The organism is Pseudonocardia sp. ICBG1142 (genome assembly GCF_020496255.1).
GTDB lineage: Bacteria > Actinomycetota > Actinomycetes > Mycobacteriales > Pseudonocardiaceae > Pseudonocardia.
This window is the reverse complement of sequence record NZ_JAHLJC010000006.1, coordinates 105,468-126,455: the sequence shown is the minus strand read 5'-3', so window position 1 is coordinate 126,455 and position 20,988 is coordinate 105,468. Positions and strand designations below refer to the sequence as shown.

17 protein-coding genes and 1 pseudogene are annotated in these 20,988 nt (G+C 76.1%); 6 read left to right on the top strand and 12 right to left on the bottom strand.

All coding sequences use genetic code 11. The features are described from left to right. Nucleotides 1–13 precede the first annotated feature (13 nt). Nucleotides 14–841 (bottom strand): enoyl-CoA hydratase/isomerase family protein, encoded by an 828-nt coding sequence (locus tag KPL59_RS09825; protein WP_226353063.1) that lies wholly within the window; start codon nucleotides 839–841, stop codon nucleotides 14–16. A 248-nt stretch (nucleotides 842–1,089) separates the two neighbouring features. Here KPL59_RS09825 and murJ point away from each other — a divergent pair, with 248 nt between their 5' ends. Then, nucleotides 1,090–3,075: a murein biosynthesis integral membrane protein MurJ gene (gene murJ, locus KPL59_RS09820; protein ID WP_226360625.1), complete on the top strand. Its 1,986-nt coding sequence runs from the start codon at nucleotides 1,090–1,092 to the stop codon at nucleotides 3,073–3,075. 275 nt (nucleotides 3,076–3,350) lie between these two features. On the opposite strand, the gene KPL59_RS09815 is transcribed toward murJ, so the two are convergent. Next, nucleotides 3,351–4,676, bottom strand: coding sequence for a hypothetical protein (locus KPL59_RS09815; protein WP_075310268.1), 1,326 nt, complete (start codon nucleotides 4,674–4,676; stop codon nucleotides 3,351–3,353). Between the two features lie 186 nt (nucleotides 4,677–4,862). Between KPL59_RS09815 and KPL59_RS09810 the strand changes: the two genes are divergently transcribed. Next, entirely contained in the window at nucleotides 4,863–5,966 is a 1,104-nt protein-coding gene (locus KPL59_RS09810; protein ID WP_020625439.1) for an adenosine deaminase, read from the top strand. Here the strand turns inward: KPL59_RS09810 and KPL59_RS09805 are convergent. Both KPL59_RS09805 and KPL59_RS09800 read right to left on the bottom strand, forming a co-directional pair. Further along, nucleotides 5,963–7,225, bottom strand: coding sequence for a primosomal protein (locus KPL59_RS09805; protein WP_226360624.1), 1,263 nt, complete (start codon nucleotides 7,223–7,225; stop codon nucleotides 5,963–5,965). The two genes, KPL59_RS09810 and KPL59_RS09805, sit on opposite strands and share 4 nt — an antisense overlap. Before the next feature lie 85 nt (nucleotides 7,226–7,310). Further along, on the bottom strand, nucleotides 7,311–7,547 hold the full coding sequence (locus KPL59_RS09800; RefSeq protein ID WP_010230125.1) for a hypothetical protein: 237 nt from the start codon (nucleotides 7,545–7,547) through the stop codon (nucleotides 7,311–7,313). 523 nt (nucleotides 7,548–8,070) lie between these two features. Between KPL59_RS09800 and upp the strand changes: the two genes are divergently transcribed. Together upp and KPL59_RS09790 are read left to right on the top strand one after the other, a co-directional pair. Continuing rightward, entirely contained in the window at nucleotides 8,071–8,694 is a 624-nt protein-coding gene (upp, locus tag KPL59_RS09795) for a uracil phosphoribosyltransferase (protein WP_020625437.1), read from the top strand. Nucleotides 8,695–8,701: 7 nt separating this feature from the next. Further along, nucleotides 8,702–9,451 carry a GDSL-type esterase/lipase family protein gene (locus tag KPL59_RS09790; RefSeq protein WP_226360623.1) on the top strand — a complete coding sequence of 250 codons (750 nt, stop codon included), beginning with the start codon at nucleotides 8,702–8,704 and terminating at the stop codon, nucleotides 9,449–9,451. 6 nt (nucleotides 9,452–9,457) lie between these two features. Here the strand turns inward: KPL59_RS09790 and KPL59_RS09785 are convergent, their stop codons facing one another. From KPL59_RS09785 to KPL59_RS09770, 4 genes and pseudogenes are all read right to left on the bottom strand, one after another. Beyond that, a complete protein-coding gene (locus tag KPL59_RS09785) occupies nucleotides 9,458–9,919 on the bottom strand; it encodes a flavodoxin family protein (protein ID WP_226360622.1) in 462 nt (153 codons plus the stop codon). After that, nucleotides 9,916–11,536 (bottom strand): annotated as a pseudogene (locus KPL59_RS09780) (phospho-sugar mutase). The gene KPL59_RS09785 and the pseudogene KPL59_RS09780 overlap by 4 nt, the downstream one beginning before the upstream one ends. Continuing rightward, entirely contained in the window at nucleotides 11,536–12,339 is an 804-nt protein-coding gene (locus KPL59_RS09775; RefSeq protein WP_226360621.1) for a purine-nucleoside phosphorylase, read from the bottom strand. The pseudogene KPL59_RS09780 and the gene KPL59_RS09775 overlap by 1 nt, the downstream one beginning before the upstream one ends. Before the next feature lie 37 nt (nucleotides 12,340–12,376). After that, complete coding sequence (locus KPL59_RS09770) at nucleotides 12,377–14,053, bottom strand: serine/threonine-protein kinase (RefSeq protein WP_226360620.1); 1,677 nt, start codon at nucleotides 14,051–14,053, stop codon at nucleotides 12,377–12,379. Nucleotides 14,054–14,527: 474 nt separating this feature from the next. Between KPL59_RS09770 and KPL59_RS09765 the strand changes: the two genes are divergently transcribed. After that, nucleotides 14,528–15,775, top strand: a complete 1,248-nt coding sequence (locus KPL59_RS09765) for an amidohydrolase (protein ID WP_226360619.1) — start codon at nucleotides 14,528–14,530, stop codon at nucleotides 15,773–15,775. A 105-nt stretch (nucleotides 15,776–15,880) separates the two neighbouring features. Here the strand turns inward: KPL59_RS09765 and KPL59_RS09760 are convergent, their stop codons facing one another. Further along, nucleotides 15,881–16,345, bottom strand: coding sequence for a gamma-glutamylcyclotransferase (locus tag KPL59_RS09760; protein ID WP_020624005.1), 465 nt, complete (start codon nucleotides 16,343–16,345; stop codon nucleotides 15,881–15,883). Nucleotides 16,346–16,488: 143 nt separating this feature from the next. Here KPL59_RS09760 and KPL59_RS09755 point away from each other — a divergent pair, with 143 nt between their 5' ends. Next, nucleotides 16,489–17,892 (top strand): NAD(P)H-quinone dehydrogenase, encoded by a 1,404-nt coding sequence (locus tag KPL59_RS09755; protein ID WP_226360618.1) that lies wholly within the window; start codon nucleotides 16,489–16,491, stop codon nucleotides 17,890–17,892. Here the strand turns inward: KPL59_RS09755 and KPL59_RS09750 are convergent. Genes KPL59_RS09750 through KPL59_RS09740 form a run of 3 tightly spaced genes read right to left on the bottom strand, consistent with a single transcriptional unit; the run spans nucleotide 17,867 to nucleotide 20,959 of the window. Then, complete coding sequence (locus tag KPL59_RS09750) at nucleotides 17,867–18,646, bottom strand: ESX secretion-associated protein EspG (RefSeq protein WP_226353611.1); 780 nt, start codon at nucleotides 18,644–18,646, stop codon at nucleotides 17,867–17,869. The genes KPL59_RS09755 and KPL59_RS09750 overlap by 26 nt on opposite strands. Then, nucleotides 18,639–20,597, bottom strand: a complete 1,959-nt coding sequence (locus tag KPL59_RS09745; RefSeq protein WP_226360617.1) for a hypothetical protein — start codon at nucleotides 20,595–20,597, stop codon at nucleotides 18,639–18,641. The genes KPL59_RS09750 and KPL59_RS09745 overlap by 8 nt, the downstream gene beginning before the upstream one ends. Next, entirely contained in the window at nucleotides 20,594–20,959 is a 366-nt protein-coding gene (locus KPL59_RS09740; RefSeq protein ID WP_226360616.1) for a hypothetical protein, read from the bottom strand. The genes KPL59_RS09745 and KPL59_RS09740 overlap by 4 nt, the downstream gene beginning before the upstream one ends. Between the last annotated feature and the right edge of the window lie 29 nt (nucleotides 20,960–20,988).

Genomic DNA, 20,988 nt, shown 5'->3' with positions numbered 1-20,988 from the left:
CCCCGGGCGGACGTCACCGACCCCGGTAGGTCGCCCGTCCGGGACCGTCGGCGAGGAACGAGGCCACCGCACCGCGCAGGTCCTCGCTCGCGAACAGCGGCCCGGAGACCTGGGGCAGCACCGCGTCGGCGGCGCGGACGCCGTCGCGCACCGCGGTCGACACGAGCTGCTTGGTGGCGGCGTGCGCGACCGTCGGGCCCGCGGCGAGACGACGCGCGTACTCCCGGGCGGCCTCGGCGAACCCCTCGTCGGGCAGCACCCGGTTGACCACGCCCCACTGCTTCAGTCGGGCGGCCGGATACCGCTCACCGCCGAACACCAGCTCCTTCGCCCGGGTCGGGCCGGCGCGCTCGGCGAGCCGCTGCGGGCCGCCCATCGAGGGCGTGAGCCCGACGACGATCTCGACCAGCCCGAACGACGCCTGCTCGGCGGCGACGATCAGGTCGCAGGCCAGGGCCAGCTCGAAGGCGGCGGTCAGGGTCAGGCCGTGCGCGGCGAACACCGTCGGTACGGGCAGGTCCTCCAGGGTCTGGGCGAGCCGGATCAGCCGGGCCCACAGCGCGGTGCCCTCCCCGACCGGGTCGGGGCCCTCGGCGATGTCGCGGAACGCCTCCACCTGCACCCCGGCCGACACCACGCGGCCGCGGGCCTCCAGGAGCACGGCGCGGGCGCGGTCGGCGCGGCCGGGCGCGGTGAGCGTGACCAGCTCGGCCACGGCCCGCTCGAACCCGGCGAAGACGGACTCGTCGAACAGGTTGAGCGGCGGACGGTCGAGGACGACGACGGCGACGTCGCCGTCGCGCTCGACACGGACGGGGGCGGCGGGTGCGGGAGTGGTCACCGGGCCATCCTGCGTCGCGGCGACGCACGGTGCTGCCCCGGCCCGCCTCCGGCCGGCCTCGCGTGGGCCGCGACACGCCCGCGGCTGCGCCGTGCCGCCGGGCGGGTGCGCCCACCGGTGGGTGACGGCCCAGCACGGCACACGACGGCCCAGGACGGGACGGCACAGGACGGCACGGGACGGCACAGGACGGCACGGGACCGGGCGGGCGTCGGCACGACGATTCCGATCCGGCACGATGGACCACGATGCGTGAGGATCGACGAGCGGCGGAGCGGGCGCCCCACCCCGCGGTGGTACGGCACGAGCCGCTGCCCCGACCGGTGATGGGCGCGGACCCCCGACGGACCCCGCGGACGCCTCCGGAGGGCGCCGCCGAGGTGACCCGTCCGCTCGGATCCGGCCGGGTCCCCGACCCGGGGGAGCCGACGACCCCACTGGGACCGGTGGCCGACCCGAGCTCCCCCGCCGGGCCGACGGGTGGCCGGCCCCCGGTGCCCCCGAACGGCGCCGCCGTGGGCCCGGGAACGTCGTCGAACGGCACCGCGTCGGCCGGGGACGCTCCCGGGGGCGGGACACCGGTCCCGTCGACACCCGCGAACGGCTCCGCCGCCTCGACGCCGTCCGGCGGCGCGGAGCGCACCGGGTCGCTCGTCCGCTCCTCCGGCATGATCGCGATCGCGAGCCTGGTCAGCAGGATCACCGGCTTCGTCCGGAACCTCGCGCTGGTCGCGGTGCTGGGCTTCGCGGTCGTCACCGACTCCTACACGGTCTCGAACACGCTGCCGAACATCGTCTACGAGCTGCTGCTCGGTGGGGTCCTGACCAGCGTGATGATCCCGGTGCTGGTCCGCGCCCAGTCCGAGGACGCCGACGGCGGCGAACGGTTCACCCGGCGGCTGCTCACCGTGGTCGGGGCGGCGCTGCTGGTCGCGACGCTGCTCGCGATGCTCGCCGCGCCCCTGCTCACCGCGTTGTACGTCGGATCCGACACCAGCGGTAAGGCCAACCCCGCACTGGCGACCGCGTTCGCCTGGCTGTTGCTGCCGCAGATCTTCTTCTACGGCATCGGTGCGCTGCTCGGCGCGGTCCTCAACTCGAAACAGGTGTTCGGGCCGTTCGCCTGGGCGCCGGTGCTCAACAACGTCGTCATGCTGGGCGTGCTCGTGGTCTACGTCCTCGTGCCGGGGGAGATCTCGGTCGACCCGGTCCGGATGGGCGACCCGAAGCTGCTGGTGCTGGGCATCGGGACGACGCTCGGCATCGTCGTGCAGGCGCTGGTGCTGATCCCCTTCATGCGCAGCATCGGGTTCCGCTACCGCCCGGTGTGGGGCTGGGACCCACGGTTGTCGCTGGCCGGCGGGATGGCCCTGTGGATCGTCGCCTACGTGCTGGTCGGGCAGGCCGGCTACATCGTGACCACCCGGGTCGCGACGTCAGCCGACGCGGGCTCGGTCACCACGTACACCACGGCCTGGCTGCTGCTCCAGGTCCCCTACGGCGTGCTCGGCGTGTCGCTGCTGACCGCGCTCATGCCGCGGATGAGCCGGGCTGCGGCGAAGGGCGACGTCGGCCAGGTCGTCACCGATCTCTCGCTCGGCGCCCGCCTGTCCACCGTCGGGCTCGTGCCGATCGCGGCCGTCATGACGGCGTTCGGCCCGGCCCTGGGTACCGCGCTGTTCTCCGTCGGCGCGGGCCGCGGGGCCGGGGCCGAGCGCCTCGGCCAGGCCGTCGCATGGTCGGCGTTCGGGCTCCTGCCCTACGCCGTCACCATGCTGCAGATGCGCGTGTTCTACGCGATGACCGACTCCCGCACCCCGACCCTGATCCAGGTCGGCATGGTCGGGGTCAAGATCCCGCTGCTGCTGGCGTGCCCGCTGCTGCTCCCGCCGGAGCAGGTCGTGCTCGGCCTCGCTGCGGCGAACGGGCTCTCGTTCGTCGGCGGCGCCGTGCTCGGGCAGTGGCTGCTGCGTCGTCGCCTCGGCCGGGCCCGCTCCGGCGAGGTGCTCGCCTGCCTGGCGAGGGTGGCCCTCGCCTCGGCCGCCGCGGCCGTCGTCGCCTGGGGGATCACCCGGCTCGTGGACCCGGCGCTCGCGGACTGGCCGGACGTCGCCCGGGCCTGGACGCTGCTGGTCGGGGGCACGCTGATCGCCCTGCCGCTGGCCGTGGTCGCGATGCGGGTGCTGAGGGTCCGGGAACTGGACGCGGTCTTCCGGCGCTTCGCCCGCCGCTGACCCGGGGGCGGCACCCCGTTCCCCGGCGCGCCGTCGTCCCCGGCGCGCGTGTCCCGGGCATGTCCCCGGCGCGTCCTTTCCAGTACGTCCCCCGCCGCATCCCTCCGGTGCGCCGACGGCCGTGGCGCGGGGCCGGGTGCCGGGCGGGGCCGAGATCGAGGCCGGGGGACAGAGAAGAGCCCGGCGGGGATGCCGGGGCCGGACGCAGCGACGCCGCGCCCCGGAGCGGGACGCGGCGTCGCCGTGGTCGTCGTGCGCGCGGACGGCGCGCGGGCTCAGTCGTCCGGGTCGTCGCCGACCAGGTCGGCGGCGGAGGCACCGTTCTGGCTCTTCACCGCGACCTTCGCCCGCCCACGGCGCTGGGCCGGGCGGGGCGGGGGCGGCGGGGCCTGCTGGGCGTACTGCCCACCCCGGCCCATGATCAGCTCCGCGAAGGTCGCCATGGCCTCGTCGAGCTGGCTGGCGTTGCGGCGCTCGGACTCGGCGTTGGCCTTGGTGACCAGGTCGGTGACCGCGCCGGTGTCCGGCCGGTCGCGCAGCACCGTGTCGATGCCGGCCAGCCGGTCGTCGACGCCGGCGGAGAGCGTGGAGACGTCGCCCGTCAGCTTCTCCAGGCGGGTGTCGACCTCCCCGGTCAGCTTGTCGAGGCGGGTGTCGACGTCGCCGGTGAGCTTGTCGAGCTTCCCGTCGACGCTCTCGCCGAGCGCGTCGAACCGGCCGTCCACGGCCTCCGACAGCGACGTCAGCCGCTCGGTGACCGAGCCGTCGAGCTCACCCAGGCGGTCCTTGAGGGACCCGCCGAGCTTGCCGACCCGCTCCTTGACCGACCCGTCCAGGTCGGTCAGCTTGCCGTCCAGCCCGGACTCGACCGAGTCGAGCCGCGTGCCGACCTCCTCCAGACGGGCGGAGAGGGCCTCCAGCCGCTCGGTGAGGGCGTCGAACGCGGGGGTCGGGTCGACGGCCGGGCGCTGGGCCAGGTCCTCCAGGCGGCGGTGCAGGCCCACCGAGGTGTCGCCCAGCAGGTTGCGCAGGCCCTCGCCGGTCTCCTCGAAGGAGTGCACGGCCGCGTCGAGCTGCTCGCGCACCTGACGCTCGACGCCGTCGATGCGCTCCTTGATCGGGGAGGCGACGGCGTTGGGCATCGCGTCGAGCCGCATCTCGTGCCGGTCGAGCCGGTTGTCGAGGTCGTCGAGGCGCTTGTGCAGGCCGCCCAGGCGGTCGTCCAGGCCGTCCATCCGGCCCGAGACGCCCTCGAGGCGCCCACCCATGCCGTCCAGCCGCCCGTCGAGCTGGGCGATCGGCTTGGCCAGCTTGTCCGGCAGGGACTCGATGGCCCGGGTGATCGCGCCGAGCACGATCTCGGTGTTGTCGAGCTTGGAGACCGTCTCGTCGAGGCGCTCGGCCAGGACGTTCAGCTCGGTCCGGTCGGGGAGCTCGGTGAGTTTCTTGCGCACGGTGCCGATGGCGTCCAGGGCCGCCAGCCGGGCGTGGATCTCGTCGAGGGAGTCGAAGATCTGCTGCTGTTCGCTGTCACGGATCTCGGCCGCCCGCATGAGCATGCCGCGCATCCGGTCGAACGAGAGGTTCGAAGTGTCGCTCATGGCACCTGCTGCGCTTCCTCTGAGCCAAGTGGGGAGTGCCCAGAGGGTAGCGACCGCCGGACGAGGGTCGACGGACGGTGTTGTGTTGAGCCGTCCGGGGCATGTCTCCGCGCCCGGATCGAGTGCCGATCATGGCAGGTCCGGGCGCCGGTCGTCGCGCGCCACGCCGCTCGGTACGGTGCGCGAGTGGCAGATCCCACCGGTCCCGCCCCGGTCACCCCCGACACCGTCCGCCGCGCTCCCAAGGTGCTCCTGCACGACCATCTCGACGGCGGCCTGCGCGTCGGGACCGTCATCGACCTGGCCCGCGAGTACGGCTACGACAAGCTCCCCACCACCGACCCCGGTGAGCTCGCGGCCTGGTTCCTCGGCGCCGCCCACTCCGGCTCGCTGGTCCGCTACCTCGAGACCTTCGGGCACACCGTCGCGGTGCTCCAGACCCGCGAGGCACTGACCCGGGTGGCGGCCGAGGCCGCCGAGGACCTGGCCGCCGACGGCGTCGTCTACGCCGAGGTCCGCTTCGCCCCCGAGCTGCACGTCGAGGGCGGCCTGGACCTCGACACCGTCATCGCCGCCGTCCTCGACGGGTTCCGGATCGGCACCGCCCGCGCCGCGGCGGCCGGCAACACCATCCGGATCGGCACCCTGCTCACCGCGATGCGGCACGCCGCGCGGTCGCGGGAGATCGCCGAGCTGGCGGTGCGGCACCGCGACGCCGGCGTCGTCGGCTTCGACATCGCCGGAGCCGAGAAGGGCTTCCCGCCCACCCGCCACCTCGACGCCTTCGAGTACGTCCGCCAGCAGAACGCGCACGTGACCATCCACGCCGGGGAGGCGTTCGGGCTGCCGTCGATCTGGGAGGCGATCCAGTGGTGCGGCGCCGACCGCCTCGGCCACGGCGTGCGGATCGTCGACGACATCGAGGTCCGCGAGGGCGAGCCGCCGCGCCTGGGCCGGCTGGCCGCCTGGGTCCGCGACAGCCGGATCCCGCTGGAGATGTGCCCGACGTCGAACGTCCACACCGGGGCCGCGACGTCGCTGGCCGAGCACCCGATCGGGCTGCTCACCGCGCTGCGGTTCCGGGTCACGGTCAACACCGACAACCGGCTGATGTCGGGCTGCACGATGACCAGCGAGATGTACGACCTGGCCGAGACCTTCGGCTACGGCTGGGACACCCTGCGCTGGTTCACCGTCAACGCGATGAAGTCGGCGTTCATCGGCTTCGACGAGCGGCTGGCGCTGATCGAGGACGTCATCAAGCCCGGGTACGACGCCCTGTCCCGTTAGTGCTCCCGCAGCCGGGCCTCGAGCCCGGCGACGAGCTCGCCCCAGGCCTGCGCCTCCTGGGTGAACGGCGGGCTGGGTGCCATCCGGGTCGGGTCCGGCCGCACGACGAACGACACGAGCCAGCCGAGGCTGCTGGACTCGGCGAGGGCCTCGGCGGGCTCGGGGTCCCCGGCCCACTCGCCGACGTCGGTCAGCAGCTCCGAGGCCAGGTCGAGCTGGACCGGGTCGAGGTCGAGCACGCCGTCGGCGAGGTCCTGGCCGATCCCGGTCAGCACGTAGGTGTTCATGTCCTCGACGCCGCCGTCGAGCTCGCCGACGGCGGCCGCGTCGAGCACCTCGGCGAAGGTGACGGCCGCGGTCAGGTCGGTCCCGGCGACGGCGGGGTGCTCCCGGTCGGCCAGCGCCCGGAACAGCGCGCGCTCGGAGTCGAACACGTCGATCCGGCCGTCGGAGCCGAGGAAGACCGGCTTGTCGTCGAGGTAGCAGCGCAGGCTGACCACGGAGCGGTCGCCGATCTCGATGCGGATCGGGTCGATGCCGACCTCGGCCCAGAAGCCGGTCGGCTCGTCCTCGGCGGCGTCGGCGTCGTCGGTGCCCGCGGCGAGCGCGGCGGCCTCGAGGGCCTCGTCGTCGTCGAGGGGCTGCTCGGCGAGGCGGTCGCGGAGCTCCTGCTCCTCGGCCCGCGCCTTGTCCAGCGCGCCGGCGTCGATCTCCGGAGTGGCGACGAGGTCGTCGACGGCGTCCACGATCCCGTCCCAGTGCGTCGCGATCGCCTCGGACAGCGCGGTCCAGCGCCGGGCCCCGTCACGGCCGGCGAAGGCCGGCTCGCCCTCGCGCAGGAGCGCGAACGTGGGCTCGCCGTCGAGCGCGGCGATCACGTCGGTGAGGTCGCAGACGTCGGCCAGCGATCGGACGATCGAGACGGTCTCGTGCAGCTCCTGCACGGTCGCCGCGTCGGGGTCGGCGGCGGCCAGCTCCGGCAGACCCACCAGGCCGTACCGGTGCACGGCGTCGGGGGTCAGCTCGGCGACCGCGAGACCGGGGACCGCGGACCACGCGGGGTGGTCGACCAGGTCGTGCTCGGGCGCGGTCCGGACGAACGCGGCGAGACCGGCCACCTCGTCGAAGACGAACACGTGCTCGTCGTCGCCGAGGAAGGCTTCCCACTCCTCGCCGTCCTCGCGCCAGGGGGGAGCCCACAGGGTGACCACGTCGCCCCGGGTGAGAGCGAGCCGGATCGGGACGATGTCGCTTGCCACGGGGCGAGCCTATCGTCGCGTCCTTCCGCCGGCCGGTCCCACCACCTCGGGTGTCGCCGGCCCGGCGGATCACGGTCCTGCGGGGTCAGGCCTGGGAGTGCAGTCGGACCACTCCGATGGACACGTCCTCGAGTCCACCCCGGTCGAAGTCGCGGCGCAGCTGATCGGCCTTGATGGTCGCCGTCATCCCGTCGAACGGGCCGTGTGCGTCCACCTCCCCGGTCTGCGGGTCCACCGCCAGAACGACGTATCCGTCGCACTGCGTGAGCTTCTCGGCAGCAGCGATCAACGTCTGCTCCTCGGAAGTCGTGTTCTCCGGCATCGGATCACCTCCTTGTTGTCTAGTACAGCGTCGGCGGTGCCCTCGATGTGACACCGTTTCGGCCATACCACCCGTTCGGGTCAGGTGAATCGCGAGATCGGCGACCGCGTGTGCTGATCGTGGCACTCCTCGCGGTCGGTCACGCGATCCGGGGAACGAGACGTGCTCGACCGGACACCGTTGGTGATCACGGGTCGGTGCGGAGATCGGCTGTCACGCAAGGTCTGCGAGGGTGTCCCCGGCCTCACCCAGCAGGACGAGGGGGTGCATCCGGCCGGTTCCGGCGTCACTCGTCGGCGAGCGGCTGCTTCTCACGCTTCGTGAACCGTGACACGAACCAGTGTCAACGTTCGTGGATGACGTCCCGGTGTCCTTCCGGTCACGGGCCGGCATCGTCGCAGGATGCGCGGCGCGTCCCGGCCGGCGGGGTCCGCCCGCCGCGGGTGACGGCACCGGATCGGTGGGCCGGGCGCCTCCGCACGGGGGATCTCCCGGGGGCCGGACCGCCGTAGGCTGTGCGCCCGTGGACACGATCGTCGTCGACCACCCGCTCGTGCGGGCCCGGCTCAGCACCATGCGGGACGCCCGCACCGACAACGCCACCTTCCGGGCGGCGTTGCGCGAGCTCACCCTGATGCTGGTCTACGAGGCCACCCGCGCGGCGCCGCTCACCGAGGACCGGATCCACACCCCGGTCTCGCGGACGGTCGGCCACCGGCTCGCCGTCCCGCCGGTGCTGGTCCCGGTGCTGCGGGCCGGGCTGGGGATGGCCGAGGCCGCGCTGAACCTGATCCCGGACTCGCAGATGGGCTTCGTCGGCATGGCCCGCGACGAGACGACCCACCAGCCGGTGCCCTACATGGAGTCGCTCCCCGACAGCCTCGTCGGCCGGCCGGTGTTCGTGCTCGACCCGATGCTGGCCACCGGCGGTTCGATGGTGCACACCGTCGAGCTCCTGACCCGCCGCGGCGCCGACGACGTGACGATCCTCTGCGCGCTGTCCGCGCCGGAGGGGGTGGAACGGCTGCGCGCGTCCGGGCTGCCGGTCCGGATGGTGACCGCCAGCATCGACGAACGGCTCAACGACTCCGCGTTCATCGTCCCCGGCCTCGGCGACGCCGGGGACCGCCAGTTCGGCGCGGTCTGAGCCGGCCGTGAGGCCCTCCCGGCGCGTCCTCACCGGGGTCGTGGCGGCGGTGGTGGCGGTCGTGCTGTCCGCGCTGCCCGCGGCCGACCGGCCGGAGGACGTCGGGGTGCCCGCCGCCGTCGACGATCCCGGGGTGGTGCGGGTGATGCCGCTGGGCGCGTCGTCGACGGTCGGGGTGGGGAGCCCGGCGACGGCCGGCTACCGCCTCCCGCTGTGGCAGCGCCTCGCTGCCGACGGCGTCCGCGTCGACTACGTCGGCTCCCGCAGCTCCGGCCCGGACGCGCTGCCCGACACCGACCACGAGGGCCGCTCCGGCTGGACGGCGGCCCGGATGGTGCCGATGAGGGGTGGCTGGGTGCTGGCCGCGCAGCCGGACGTCGTGCTGCTGCACGCCGGCACCAACGACCTGCTGCAGGGGGCCGGCGCACGGGCGACGGCGGCGAGCCTGGACCGGCTGCTGGACCGCGTGTTCGCGGCTGCACCGCACACCCACGTGATCATGGCCGGGGTGTGGGCACCGCTGCCGAAGCAGCGGGCCGAGCGGGCGCGGCTGGCCGAGTACCTGCCCCGCGTCGCCGCGTCGCACCGGGCGGCGGGCCACTCGGTGGAGTTCGTGGACACCGCCGCCCTGTTCCCCGCCGGGCGGACCGCGGACGGCCTGCACGCCGGACCGGACGCCTACCGCACGATCGCGTCGATGTGGGCCGACCGGATCGAGGCGCACCTCGGGGTCCGGCCCGCCACCGGGCGCCGGTGACCGGGGTCAGTCCTCCGGCATGACGGTCGCGGCCACGACGGCGCCCAGCTCGCGGCACGCGGCCCGGGCGGCGGCGTCCGCGGGGCCGGCGACCTCGACCGGCGCGGCCGCGGCGGTCCAGCCCATCGCCTCGGCGATCGTCGTCACCGAGCGGGTCGCACCGGAGGTGTCCGAGCCGCCGTGCACCCACAGCCCGTAGGGCAGGCCGCGGGTGTCGTCGGCGCAGACGTAGAAGACCTGGTCGAGGAAGTGCTTGAGCGCGCCGGACATGTAGCCGATGTTCGCCGGCGTCCCGAGGACGACGGCGTCGGCGGCGAGCAGGTCGCTCGCCGTCGCGGCCAGGGCGGCGCGCGCGACGACCTCGACCCCGGTGATGTCCGGGTCGGCCGCCCCCGCGCGGACCTCGGCGAGCAGCTCCGCGGTCGCGGGGGACGGGGTGTGGTGGACCAGGAGCAGGCGGGCGCTCATCCGGCGAGCATCCCGTCGACCTCGGCGCGCACCGTGTCCAGGCGCTCTGCGGCGACGGCCCGCGACGCCGGCACGGCGGCCACGTCGCCGGTGGGGTCCAGGGCGACCTCCAGGTAGGCCTTGAGCTTCGGCTCGGTCCCCGACGGGCGGATCACCACCCGGGTCCCGGGACGGCGCAGCCGCAGCACGTCGGGGGCCGGGCGGTCGGCCTCCCAGCCGGCCGGGGGCGCGGCGCGCAGCCGGGCGACGGCGGCGTCGCGCTCGGCGGGGGCCATCCGGATCGAGACGCCCCGGGTGGCGTGCACGCCGAACTCCGCGGCCAGCTCGTCGAGCCGCCGTGGCACCGACGACCCGGCCGCGGCGAGCCCGCGCACCAGGTCCGCGGCGACGACGGCGGCGGAGACGCCGTCCTTGTCCCGGACGCCGTCGGGGTCGACGCAGAGCCCGATCGCCTCCTCGTAGCCGAAGACCAGCCCGTCACCGGCCCGCACGATCCACTTGAAGCCGGTGAGGGTCTCGGCGAACCGGGCCCCGCGGGCCCGGGCGATGCGGGCGAGCATCGACGACGACACCACGGTCGTCGCGACCAGCGGGTCCGGCGCGGTCCCGGTCCGCAGCAAGGTGGTCGCCGAGCAGCACACCGGTCTCGTCGCCGGACAGCATCCGCCAGCCGTCGGGGAACGCGACGCCGAGCGCGCACCGGTCCGCATCCGGGTCCAGCGCGACGGCGAGGTCCGCGCCGTTCTCGGCGGCCAGCGCGAGCAGCGCGTCGGTGGCGCCGGGCTCCTCCGGGTTCGGGAAGGCGACCGTCGGGAAGTCGGGGTCGGGCACGGCCTGGCTCGCGACGACGGCGACGTCGTGCACCCCGGCCCTGGCGAGCGCGGCGACCGCGGTCGCGCCGCCGACCCCGTGCATCGGGGTGAGCGCGATGCGCGGCGCGGGAGCCCCGGTGTTCGCCGGCAGCGTCGCGATCCGGTCGAGGTAGGCGCCGGTGACCTCCGCCGGGTCCGGCAGCGGACCGAGCGGGACCGACACCGCTGGCGGTGCGGCGGTGATCGCCTCCTCGATGGCGGTGTCGTCGGGGCCCACGAGCTGCGCGCCGTCGGCGAGGTAGACCTTGTAGCCGTTGTCCGCGGGCGGGTTGTGCGAGGCGGTCACGGCGATCCCGGCGACCGCGCCGAGGTGCCGCACCGCGAACGCCACCAGCGGGGTGGGGACGGGGCCGTCCAGCAGGGTCACGGTGAACCCGGTGCCGGTCAGCACGCGGGCGGTGGCCTCGGCGAACGCGGCGGACCCGTGCCGGGCGTCCCGGCCGACGACGACCCGGCCGGTGCCCGCGGTCCGGGCCAGGTGGGCGGCCAGCCCTGCGGTCGCCCGGGTCACGACGGCGACGTTCATCCCCGACGGCCCGGCCCGCACCGGCCCGCGCAGCCCGGCGGTGCCGAAGCGCAGCGGCCCGGACAGCCGGTCGGCCAGGTCCTCGGCTGCCTCCCCGGCGCCGTCGCCCCCGGCCATCGCGGTGGCCAGGATCCGCTGCAGCTCCGTGCGGGTGGCCGGGTCGGGGTCGTCGGCGATCCAGCGCAGCGCCGCGTCGCGCAGCGGTCCCGGGAGCACCATCAGACGCGGCCGACGAGGGCGCGCAGCAGCGAGCCCATCCGGGTCGCCGCGGCGGCGCCGGCGTCGAGGACCTCCTGGTGGTTCAGCGGCTGCCCGGACAGGCCCGCGGCCAGGTTGGTGACCAGCGAGATCCCGGCGACCTCCAGCCCAGCGGCGCGGGCGGCGATCGTCTCGGCGACGGTGGACATGCCGACCAGGTCCGCGCCCAGCGTGCGCAGCATCCGGATCTCGGCCGGGGTCTCGAAGTGCGGGCCGGGCAGCCCGGCGTAGACGCCCTCGACCAGCGACGGGTCCAGCTCGCGGGCGGCGGCGCGCAGCCGGGGGGAGTAGGCGTCGGTGAGGTCGACGAAGTGCGCGCCCTGCAGCGGCGAGCGGGCGAGGAGGTTGAGGTGGTCGGCGATCAGCACCGGCTGCCCGACCGACAGGCCCTCGGTGATGCCGCCCGCCGCGTTGGTCAGCACGACCGTGCGGACACCGGCCGCCGCGGCGGTGCGGACGCCGTGCACGACCGGGTCCATCCCGTGGCCCTCGTAGAGGTGGGTGCGCCCGAGCAGGACCAGCACCCGGGTGTCACCGATGCGCAGCGAGCGGGCGGTGCCGCCGTGGCCGACCGCGGACGGCGCGACGAAGCCGGGCAGCTCGGCCATCGGGACCTCGGCGTCGGGGGTGCCGAGCACGTCGGCGGCCGGGCGCCAGCCGGAGCCCAGGACCACCGCCACGTCGTGGGTGTCGGTGCCGGTGCGGCGGGCGAGCTCGGCGGCGGCGTCGTGGGCGCGAGCGGTGGGGTCGGCGGTGTCGGCCATGGGCGCCAGCCTAGGGGGCGCCGGCGCCGTGGCCGGCTCAGCCCGGGGTGGCGCGGAAGCCCGAGGCGACGGCGTCGAACAGGCCCGCGACGGCGTCCTCGGCGCGCCCGGCGGGGGAGGTCAGCTGCAGGACCCAGACCCCGCCCTGCCGGTCGCGGCCGGGGACGATGCGCATGAGCGTGCTGCGCTGCGCGCTGCCGCTGCCGGTGGTGAGCGCGACCTGGCTGGAGCCGTCGGGCAGCTGCTCGACCGGCCCGGCCTCGACCGGGTCGACGCCCAGCGCCTCGGGGGTGAGCGCGTCGGTGACGGCCTGCACGGAGGTGGCCGCGCGGACCGACAGCTCCTGACGGCCGTCCGGGCTGACGAAGCGGACGACGACCGACCCGTCCGGGGCGGGTGAGCGGAACTGCGTCCAGCCGTCGGGGACCGGCACGGTGAAGCCGAGCGGGTCCGGGTAGGTGGTGCGCGGCGACCGGTCGGTGGCGACGGTGACCGTCGACAGCGGTTCCTGGCCGGCCAGCGCGCGGACCCCGGTGAACCCGGCGAGTGCGCCGAGCAGCACCAGCAGCGCGCCGCCGAGCACCAGCGGGACGGCACCGAGCACGGTGGTCGGGCCGGTCGCCGCGACGCGGGCGGGCGCGGCCCCCCGCGACGACGGCCGGGCCGGACGCGGGCGCTCCGCCGGCGGCGGTGCCGGTGCGGGCACGGGGTCGGCGACCGGGGAGCGGCCGTAGGTGCCGGTGCCGGTGGGCCCGAGCGGGCCGGGAGGTGCCGGTGCGGGCACCCGCGGCGGGGCCGCGGTCCCACCGGGCGGTGCCGGCACCCGCGCCATGACGGTCGGCACGTCCGGCGAGCCGGGGAAGATCGGGTCGTCGGGGTCGGCGAGCAGCGGGCGCAGCCGGGCCCGCACCTCGTCGAGCGGCATCCGGGCGGCGGGCTCCTTGACCATCAGCCCGGCGATGACCTCGGCGACCGGGCCGGTGACCGTCGGCACGGGGACGGGGCCGTCGACGACCTCGGTGATGGTGCGGACCGGGTCGCCGTCGACGTCGTAGGGCGGGCGGCCCTCGACGGCGGCCCAGAGCGTCGCGCCGAGGCCCCACAGGTCCGCGGCCGGGGTGACCGGCTGGCCCGCGGCGACCTCGGGGGCGATGTAGGCGGGCGAGCCGAGCACGAGGCCCGCGGAGGTCATCGGCGCGTCGGACTCGTTGCGGGCGATGCCGAAGTCGGTGAGCTTGATCCGGCCGTCGTCGGAGATCAGGACGTTGCCCGGCTTCACGTCGCGGTGGGTGATCCCGGCCCGGTGCGCGGCCCGCAGCGCCGCCGCGGTGCCGTGCCCGACGACGCCGGCCTGCGCGGCGTCGAGCCTGCCCAGCTCGGTGATCGCCGCGGCCAGGTTCTTCGACGGCACCAGCTCCATGACCACCAGCGGCTCGTCGCCGCCGGAGTCGAGCACGTCGAAGACGGTCACGACGTTGGGGTGCGACAGCCCGGCCAGCGCCCGGGCCTCCCGCATGATGCGTTCCCGCAGCTCCAGCTTCTCCCCGGCCGGGATGCCGTCGGGGATCTTCAGCTCCTTGAGCGCGACGCGGCGGTGCAGGACCTCGTCGAAACCCGACCAGACGGTGCCCATCGCGCCGCTCCCGAGCGGACCGTCGACGCGGTACCGCCCGGCGAACTGTCGGCGCTGGACCTCGCCCTCGGGAACGGACACGGCGCCGATTGTTCCATCGTGCCCGCGCGGCCCGTCCCCGCACACCGCCTCCGCCCGTGATCGTCGCCGCCGGTGCGCAGGAGTGACGGTAGGTGACGGCGCCAGCCGGTCCGGACGGCGGCCACGGCGGGCCGGGCGTGCCGACGGTCACGGTCCGGTGGCGTTCCGGCCGCGGTCCGGTGTCGTCGTCGGCCACGCGTCCCGTGACGGGCGCCCGAACCGCCGGTGAACGGCGAGGACGCCCGTTCGCCGACGGGAGGAGCGGTCGCCCGCGCCCGTTCACCTGGGGAGGTGAACCCGCTGGCAGCACCCCGTCGACCCCTTGCCGCGCGGAGGCGTGAACGGACGATTTCGACTGGAACACCGCCGGACGGGTGAGCACCATCATGAGTGGTGGGACACGACCGATCGCCGTCCGCGTCGACCGCGGGCAGGCGGGCCGTTCCGGCCGGAGGCCAGTACGAGGAGGACAAGGTGACTGCGCTGCAGACCCGCACCGAGCTCCCGGAGATCACCGATCTCGCGGTCGACGATCTCGGCGTCGGCACGGGTCCGGCCTGGCTGGAGTCGTGGATGCGGGCGCACAGGGGCGAGATCGTGGGCTGGCGCCGCGCGATCCACGCCCAGCCCGAGCTGGCCCGTCGCGAGCACCTCACGACCGCGCGGGTCGCGGAGACCCTGGTGCGGGCGGGCCTGGAGCCGCGCACCCTCGCCGACGGCACCGGCGTCGTCTGCGAGGTGGGGTACGGCGAGCCGCTGGTCGCCCTGCGCGCGGACATGGACGCGCTGCCGCTGCAGGAGCAGACCGGTCTCCCGTTCGCCTCCGAGGTGCCCGGTGTCATGCACGCCTGCGGGCACGACGCGCACACCGCGATGCTGCTGGGCGCGGCACTGGCGCTGCAGTCCGCGCCGTCGCTGCCCGGCCGGGTCCGGCTGGTGTTCCAGCCGGCCGAGGAGGTGCAGCCGGGCGGCGCGCTCGACGCCGTCGGCCAGGGCGTGATGGAGGGCGTGCAGCGGATCTTCGCGCTGCACTGCGACCCGCGCCTGGAGGTCGGGCGGCTCGGCACCCGGGTCGGGCCGATCACCTCGGCCTGTGACCTCATCGAGGTCCGGCTGACCTCACCGGGCGGGCACACCTCGCGCCCGCACCTGACCGCTGACCTCGTGCAGGCGCTCGGGCTGCTGGCCACCCAGGTGCCGCTGCTGCTGACCCGCCACGTCGACCCGCGCTCGGGCACCGTCCTGACCTGGGGTGCGGTGCACGCCGGGGACGCGGCGAACGCGATCCCGCAGTCCGGGCTGCTGCGCGGCACCCTGCGCACCGCCGACCACGCGACCTGGACCGAGCTCGAGGAGAAGCTGCGGGCGCTCGTGGCGGCCGTGCTCGCCCCCACCGGTGTCGGCTACGTGCTCGACCACGTCCGCGGTGTCCCGCCGGTCGTCAACGACGAGGTGTCCACCGGGATGCTGCGCGACGCCGCGGTGACCGTCGGCGGCGAGGCCGCCGACGCCTCCACCGAGCAGTCCTCCGGCGGCGAGGACTTCGCCTGGTACCTGGAGCACTCCGCGGGCGCCATGGCGCGGCTCGGGGTGTGGTCGGGCACCGGCAAGCAGCGCGACATCCACCAGCCGACCTTCGACCTCGACGAGCGGGCCCTGCCGTTCGGCTCGCGGGTGCTGGTCCAGGCCGCGCTGTCCGCGCTGGCGCAGGCGGCCTCCTGACCCGCTGACGCACTCACCGACCCACCGCCTCCCGCGGTGAACGACGACGGCCCGGCCTCCGCACGTGCGGAGGCCGGGCCGTTTCTCGTCGGACGGTGGGCCCGGTCAGGAGTGGTTGCCGGGCGAGGACTTGCGGCTGGGCCTGCTGCGCAGCTCGTTCACGTAGTCGTCCGGGGCGCCCGCGGTCTCCGCGGCGTCGGCGATCACGCCCAGGTAGCGGGCCGAGGGCTCCCCGCCCTCGTAGGCGTTCAGCACGTAGATGAACGCGAGGACGCTGCCGTCGAGGGTGGCGACGCGCAGCCGGAGCTTCTTGTGCATGCCCAGCTCACCGCCCTCCCAGCGGTCGAGCTGGCGTTCGTCGTGCTCGGGGACGTCGTAGAGCACGACGAACACCTGCGAGCCCGGCTCCTCCACCACGGTGGCGAGCGCGCCCTCCCAGGTGTAGTCCTCGCCGCCGAACGTCAGCCGCCAGCCCTGGAGCCACCCGGTCCCGGCCATCGGCGAGTGCGGGGCGCGCTCCTTCATCTGCTCGGGGTCCATGTTCGACCCGTACGCGGCATACAGCGGCACGCATGCAGGGTAGTGGGGAGCCCGACGGGGCCTCGACCCGCCCGGTCGTAACGATGGGACACGCGTACTGTGAGCCCCGTCGACGCTGGCGGGCGGGACCGCCTGCCGGTCCACCACCACCGACTTCTCCAGGGGGATCTCCCGTGACCCGCATCGTCATCATGGGCGGCGGACCGGCCGGTTACGAGGCCGCACTCGTCGCGGCACAGCACGGCAGCGAGGTGACCGTCGTCGAGCGGGACGGGATGGGCGGCGCCTGCGTCGTCTACGACTGCGTCCCCTCGAAGACCTTCATCTCCTCCGCGGCCGTCCGGGTCGACCTGCACCGTGCCGAGGACCTCGGCGTCCTCGTGGACCGCGGCAACTCCGCGGTCGACCTGCCCGCGGTCAACGAGCGGGTCAAGTCCCTCGCCCTCGCCCAGTCCGCCGACGTGCGGGCCCGGCTGGAGAACGAGGGCGTCCGGATCATCGCCGGCACCGCGCGGTTCGCCGGGCCCGCCGCGGCCCGCGCCGCGCACGAGGTGACCGCCACGCACGCCGACGGGACCGTCGAGGACCTCGTCGCCGACGTCGTCCTCATCGCGACCGGGGCCACCCCGCGGGTGCTGGACTCGGCTCGTCCGGACGGCGACCGGATCCTCGACTGGCGTCAGCTCTACGACCTCGACGAGCTGCCCGAGCACCTGATCGTCGTCGGCTCGGGCGTGACCGGCGCCGAGTTCTGCTCCGCCTACGTCGAGCTCGGCTGCCGGGTCAGCCTGGTCTCCAGCCGCGACCGGGTCCTCCCGCACGAGGACGCCGACGCCGCCGCCGTGCTGGAGGAGGTGTTCGCCGACCGGGGGGTGGAGATCCTCGCCCACGCGCGCGCGGACTCCGTCGAGAACACCGGCGACGGCGTCCGGGTCACCCTGTCCGACGGTCGCGTCGTGGAGGGCTCGCACGCCCTGATGACCGTCGGGTCGATCCCCAACACCGCCGAGCTCGGCCTGGAGAAGATCGGCGTCGAGACCGACCGCGGCGGGTTCGTCCCGGTCGACAAGGTCTCGCGCACCTCCGAGCCGGGTGTGTACGCGGCGGGCGACTGCACCGGCGTGCTCATGCTCGCCTCGGTCGCGGCCATGCAGGGCCGGATCGCGATGTGGCACGCGCTCGGGGAGGGCGTGTCCCCGATCCGGCTGCGGACGGTCGCGGCGAACGTGTTCACCCGGCCCGAGATCGCGACCGTCGGGATCAGCCAGAACGCGATCGACTCCGGCGAGGTCCCGGCCCGCACCGTGATGCTGCCGTTGTCGACCAACCCGCGCGCCAAGATGCGCGGGCTGCGCCGCGGCTTCGTGAAGCTGTTCTGCCGCCCGGCGTCCGGTGTGGTCATCGGCGGTGTCGTGGTCGCGCCGGTCGCGAGCGAGCTGATCCTGCCGATCGCGATGGCGGTCCAGAACGGGCTCGGCGTGGACGACCTGGCCCACACCTTCTCGGTGTACCCGTCGCTGTCCGGGTCGATCACCGAGGCGGGCCGTCAGCTCATGCAGCACTCCGACCTGGACTGAACAGCTCGGCGAACCGGTCGCGCAGCTCGCCGTCGCCCGCGGGGGCGAGGGTGGACCACTCGGGTCCGCCGTGCGCGCCGGTCCCGCGGGTCAGCCGGTAGCGCCCCCGCGGCGTGTCGACGACGGCGACGTGCCCCGGCAGCCGCGCCGGGCTGCCCCAGTGGTCGTGCCGGACGGCACAGATCTGCGCACGGTGCGCGGGCCCGGCGAGCAGGGAGGCGAGCCGGGCCCGCTGCTCGTCGTCCCCGGCCGTGCCGGGATCGGCGCGTGCGTCCCCGTCGAGGACGCGGGCCAGCTCGGCGGTGGGCAGGGTCACGGCGGGCCCGGGTCCCGGCGCGCGCCGGGGCAGGGCCGACACCGCGGCGAACGCCGGTGATCCCGCCGCGGTCACGGTGACGGCCGTTCCGGTGTGGACGGCGAGGACGCCGTCGCCGTCGCGTTCGGCGGCGACCGCGCGCAGCGGGCCGTCGTCGAACCGGCCGCGCACCTCCAGGTGACGGTCGGGGCGGGCGAGCAGGGTCAGCAGCCGTACCAGCGCGGGGTCGGGTCCGGCCGGACCGGCGAGGCCGCGGGCGCGCAGCCCGGCGACGCCGGCCGCCACGACCCGGCGCCGCTCCTCGCGGGTGCGCCCGGGGGAGGGGAGCCGCAGCGCCACCGGGGTGGCGCCGAGCCCCAGGTGCTCCCAGACGACGTCGAACTCGGTACCGGTGAGCACGAACGGCACCGACGGGATCCAGGGCGCCGGCTCAGCCACGGCCCCGCCACCGGGCCTCGGGACGCAGGACGCCGGGGTCGGGTCGGGCATCGGGCTGCTCCAGGGGGTCGTCGGGGACGGCGTGCTGGTCGGCGACGAGGCGCCAGGCCGGGACCCGGGGGTCGGCGGGCGCGCCGACGGCCGCCGCGACCGGCGGCGGGGCGGCCGGAACCGCGCCCACCGGCACGCCGGCCGGGTTGACGGCCGGGTCGCCGTGCGACGGCACCGGCGGGGTGTAGCGGCCGTGGGTGGCGGCGCCGTGGGTGGCGGCACCGTGGGGCGCCGGGGCGTCGGGGTGGGGGACGGCGAGGTCGCCGGTGGTGACGGCGTGGTGGGCCGGGCCCGGGGGCCCTGCGGGGGCGGGGCAGTGCGGGGTGACGGCGTGGTCGGCGATGCGATGGTCGGCGATGCGGTGGTCTGCGATGCGGGGCTCGGTGACGTGCGGGTGCGTGGTGTCGGGGCCGGTGGGCTGGGCGCCCGCCGCGCTCCCGGGGGTCGGGCCGTCGGTCGTGGGCCGGTCCGGCGCGCCGCCGCCGGCCGTGGGGTCGTCGGGCCCGGTGGGCGTCGCGCCGTGTGGGGCGGGATCGCCGGTGGCGTCCGGGACGGGGCCGGCGTGCGTCGACGGCGGCACCCCGCCCGCGGCACCCGTCGCCGGCACGCCGCTGGGGGCGCGGGTGCCGCTGGTCGTCGCGCCGCCGGACGGCGGGCGGTGCTCGGCTCCGCTGGTCGTCGTGTCGCCCGGTCGGTCCCGGGTGTCGTCAGGGTGCGGTGTGTCGCCCGTACGTGGTGCGTCCTCAGGGGGCGGAGTGCCGTCACCGGGCGGAGTGCCGCCACTGGGTGGTGGGGTGCCGTCACCGGGCGGTGTGGCGCTGCCGGGCGGTGCCCCGTGGTCGGCGGCGCTGCCGGGTGGCGTCCCGCGGCCGGTGGTGTCGCCGTCGCCGGAGGGGCTCCGCCCGTCCCGGGCCTGCCGTTCCCGACGGATCGTGGCGCCGATCAGGATCCCGGCGCCACCGAGCGCCCCGCCCGCGAGCACCGCGGCGGTCACGGCCGTGCCGCCGTCGTCGGGGCCACCGCGGTCGCCCGGGGTGCCGGCGTCGCCCGCCGGGGACGCCGGAGCGGCCCCGGGGTCACCGGTCCCGGGTGCGGGGTCCGTGGCGGGGGTGCGGGGGTCGTCGGTCGCGGTGGCGTCCGCGGGGTCCCGCCCGGCGGAGGGCCCGCCGACGTCGATCGGTCGCGCACCGGGCACCCCGGCCCGTCCGTTCCCGGTCAGCACCGCCGCCGTGAGCCCGCCGAAGCCGATCCCCGCGAACACCGTCGTCCCCGACCCCGCGCCGTCCACCGGGACCGGACCCGCGTCGCCGCCGGCGCCGCCGGTGCCGTGCGGGGGCCCGCCGGGGGGCGGGGCCGGGACGGCGGGGGAGTCGGCCGCGGTGCCGTCGTGGGTCACGACCGGGGCCGCGCCCCAGCCGGTCCACGGTGCGCCGGTGGCGTGGGTGTCGTCGTCGTAGCGGATCATGAGCTCCGCGGCCCGACCGGCCGAGTTGCCCGCGGCGAGGTCGGCGGCCGCCCAGTCGTCGAGCAGGGCCGGGCCCACGGGTGCGGTCTCCGGCGGTGTCGGGGCCGCGGCGGCCGGCATCCGGGCCCGCAGGTCCGCGGCGAGCCCGGCCTGGGTGGCGAGTGCGTCGGCGGTGCGCTCGGCGTCGGCGGTGGCGGAGACGACCCATCCGTCGAGGGTCCCGAGCGCCACGGTGACGCCGTCCGCGGCCGTGCCGGACCATCCCCCCGGCAGGCCGCGGACCTGGCCGGACAGCTCGCGGTGGACGTCGGCGAGTGCGGCCGCGGCGTCGCGCCACGCCCGTTCCGCCCCGGCCGACGCCGAGGGGCCCGGACCGGCCGCCACCATCGCGGCGATCTCGGCGTGGCCGCGCCCCGCCCAGCGCGGCGCGGTCACCGGGCGCCGCCGTTCAGCGCGTCCGTCGTCGACTCCTCGGTGCGGGTGTAGGCGCGACCGGTGGCGGCGGCCGCGTCGCGTGCCCGCAGCAGCTCCGCGTGCACCGTGCGCAGCCGGCCGATCGCCGCGTCCGGGCCGTCCGCGGCGTGGACGGCGTAGCGGGCGGCGGCCTCGGCGCTGGCCGGGTCACCGAGCCAGGGCTCGACCCGGCGGGCGTCGGCGTCGAGGGTGCGCAGCGCGACGGCCAGCCGGGACGCGGCCCGGTCGAGCGCCTCCGCCGCCCCGGCCGGGGCCGCCGGGTCGACGCGCAGGTCCGGGGAGATGTCGGGCACGTCGGCCTCCGGTGCGGACGGGCGGATCACGGACGGGCACACGCTAGGCCGGCACGGTC

Excerpts from the sequence above, each read along its gene's own strand:
- KPL59_RS09800 (WP_010230125.1), bottom strand. The coding sequence starts at position 7,547 with ATGCCGGAGAACACGACTTCCGAGGAGCAGACGTTGATCGCTGCTGCC.
- KPL59_RS09815 (WP_075310268.1), bottom strand. The coding sequence starts at position 4,676 with ATGAGCGACACTTCGAACCTCTCGTTCGACCGGATGCGCGGCATGCTC.
- murJ (WP_226360625.1), top strand. The coding sequence starts at position 1,090 with ATGCGTGAGGATCGACGAGCGGCGGAGCGGGCGCCCCACCCCGCGGTG.
- KPL59_RS09775 (WP_226360621.1), bottom strand. The coding sequence starts at position 12,339 with ATGGCCGACACCGCCGACCCCACCGCTCGCGCCCACGACGCCGCCGCC.
- KPL59_RS09785 (WP_226360622.1), bottom strand. The coding sequence starts at position 9,919 with ATGAGCGCCCGCCTGCTCCTGGTCCACCACACCCCGTCCCCCGCGACC.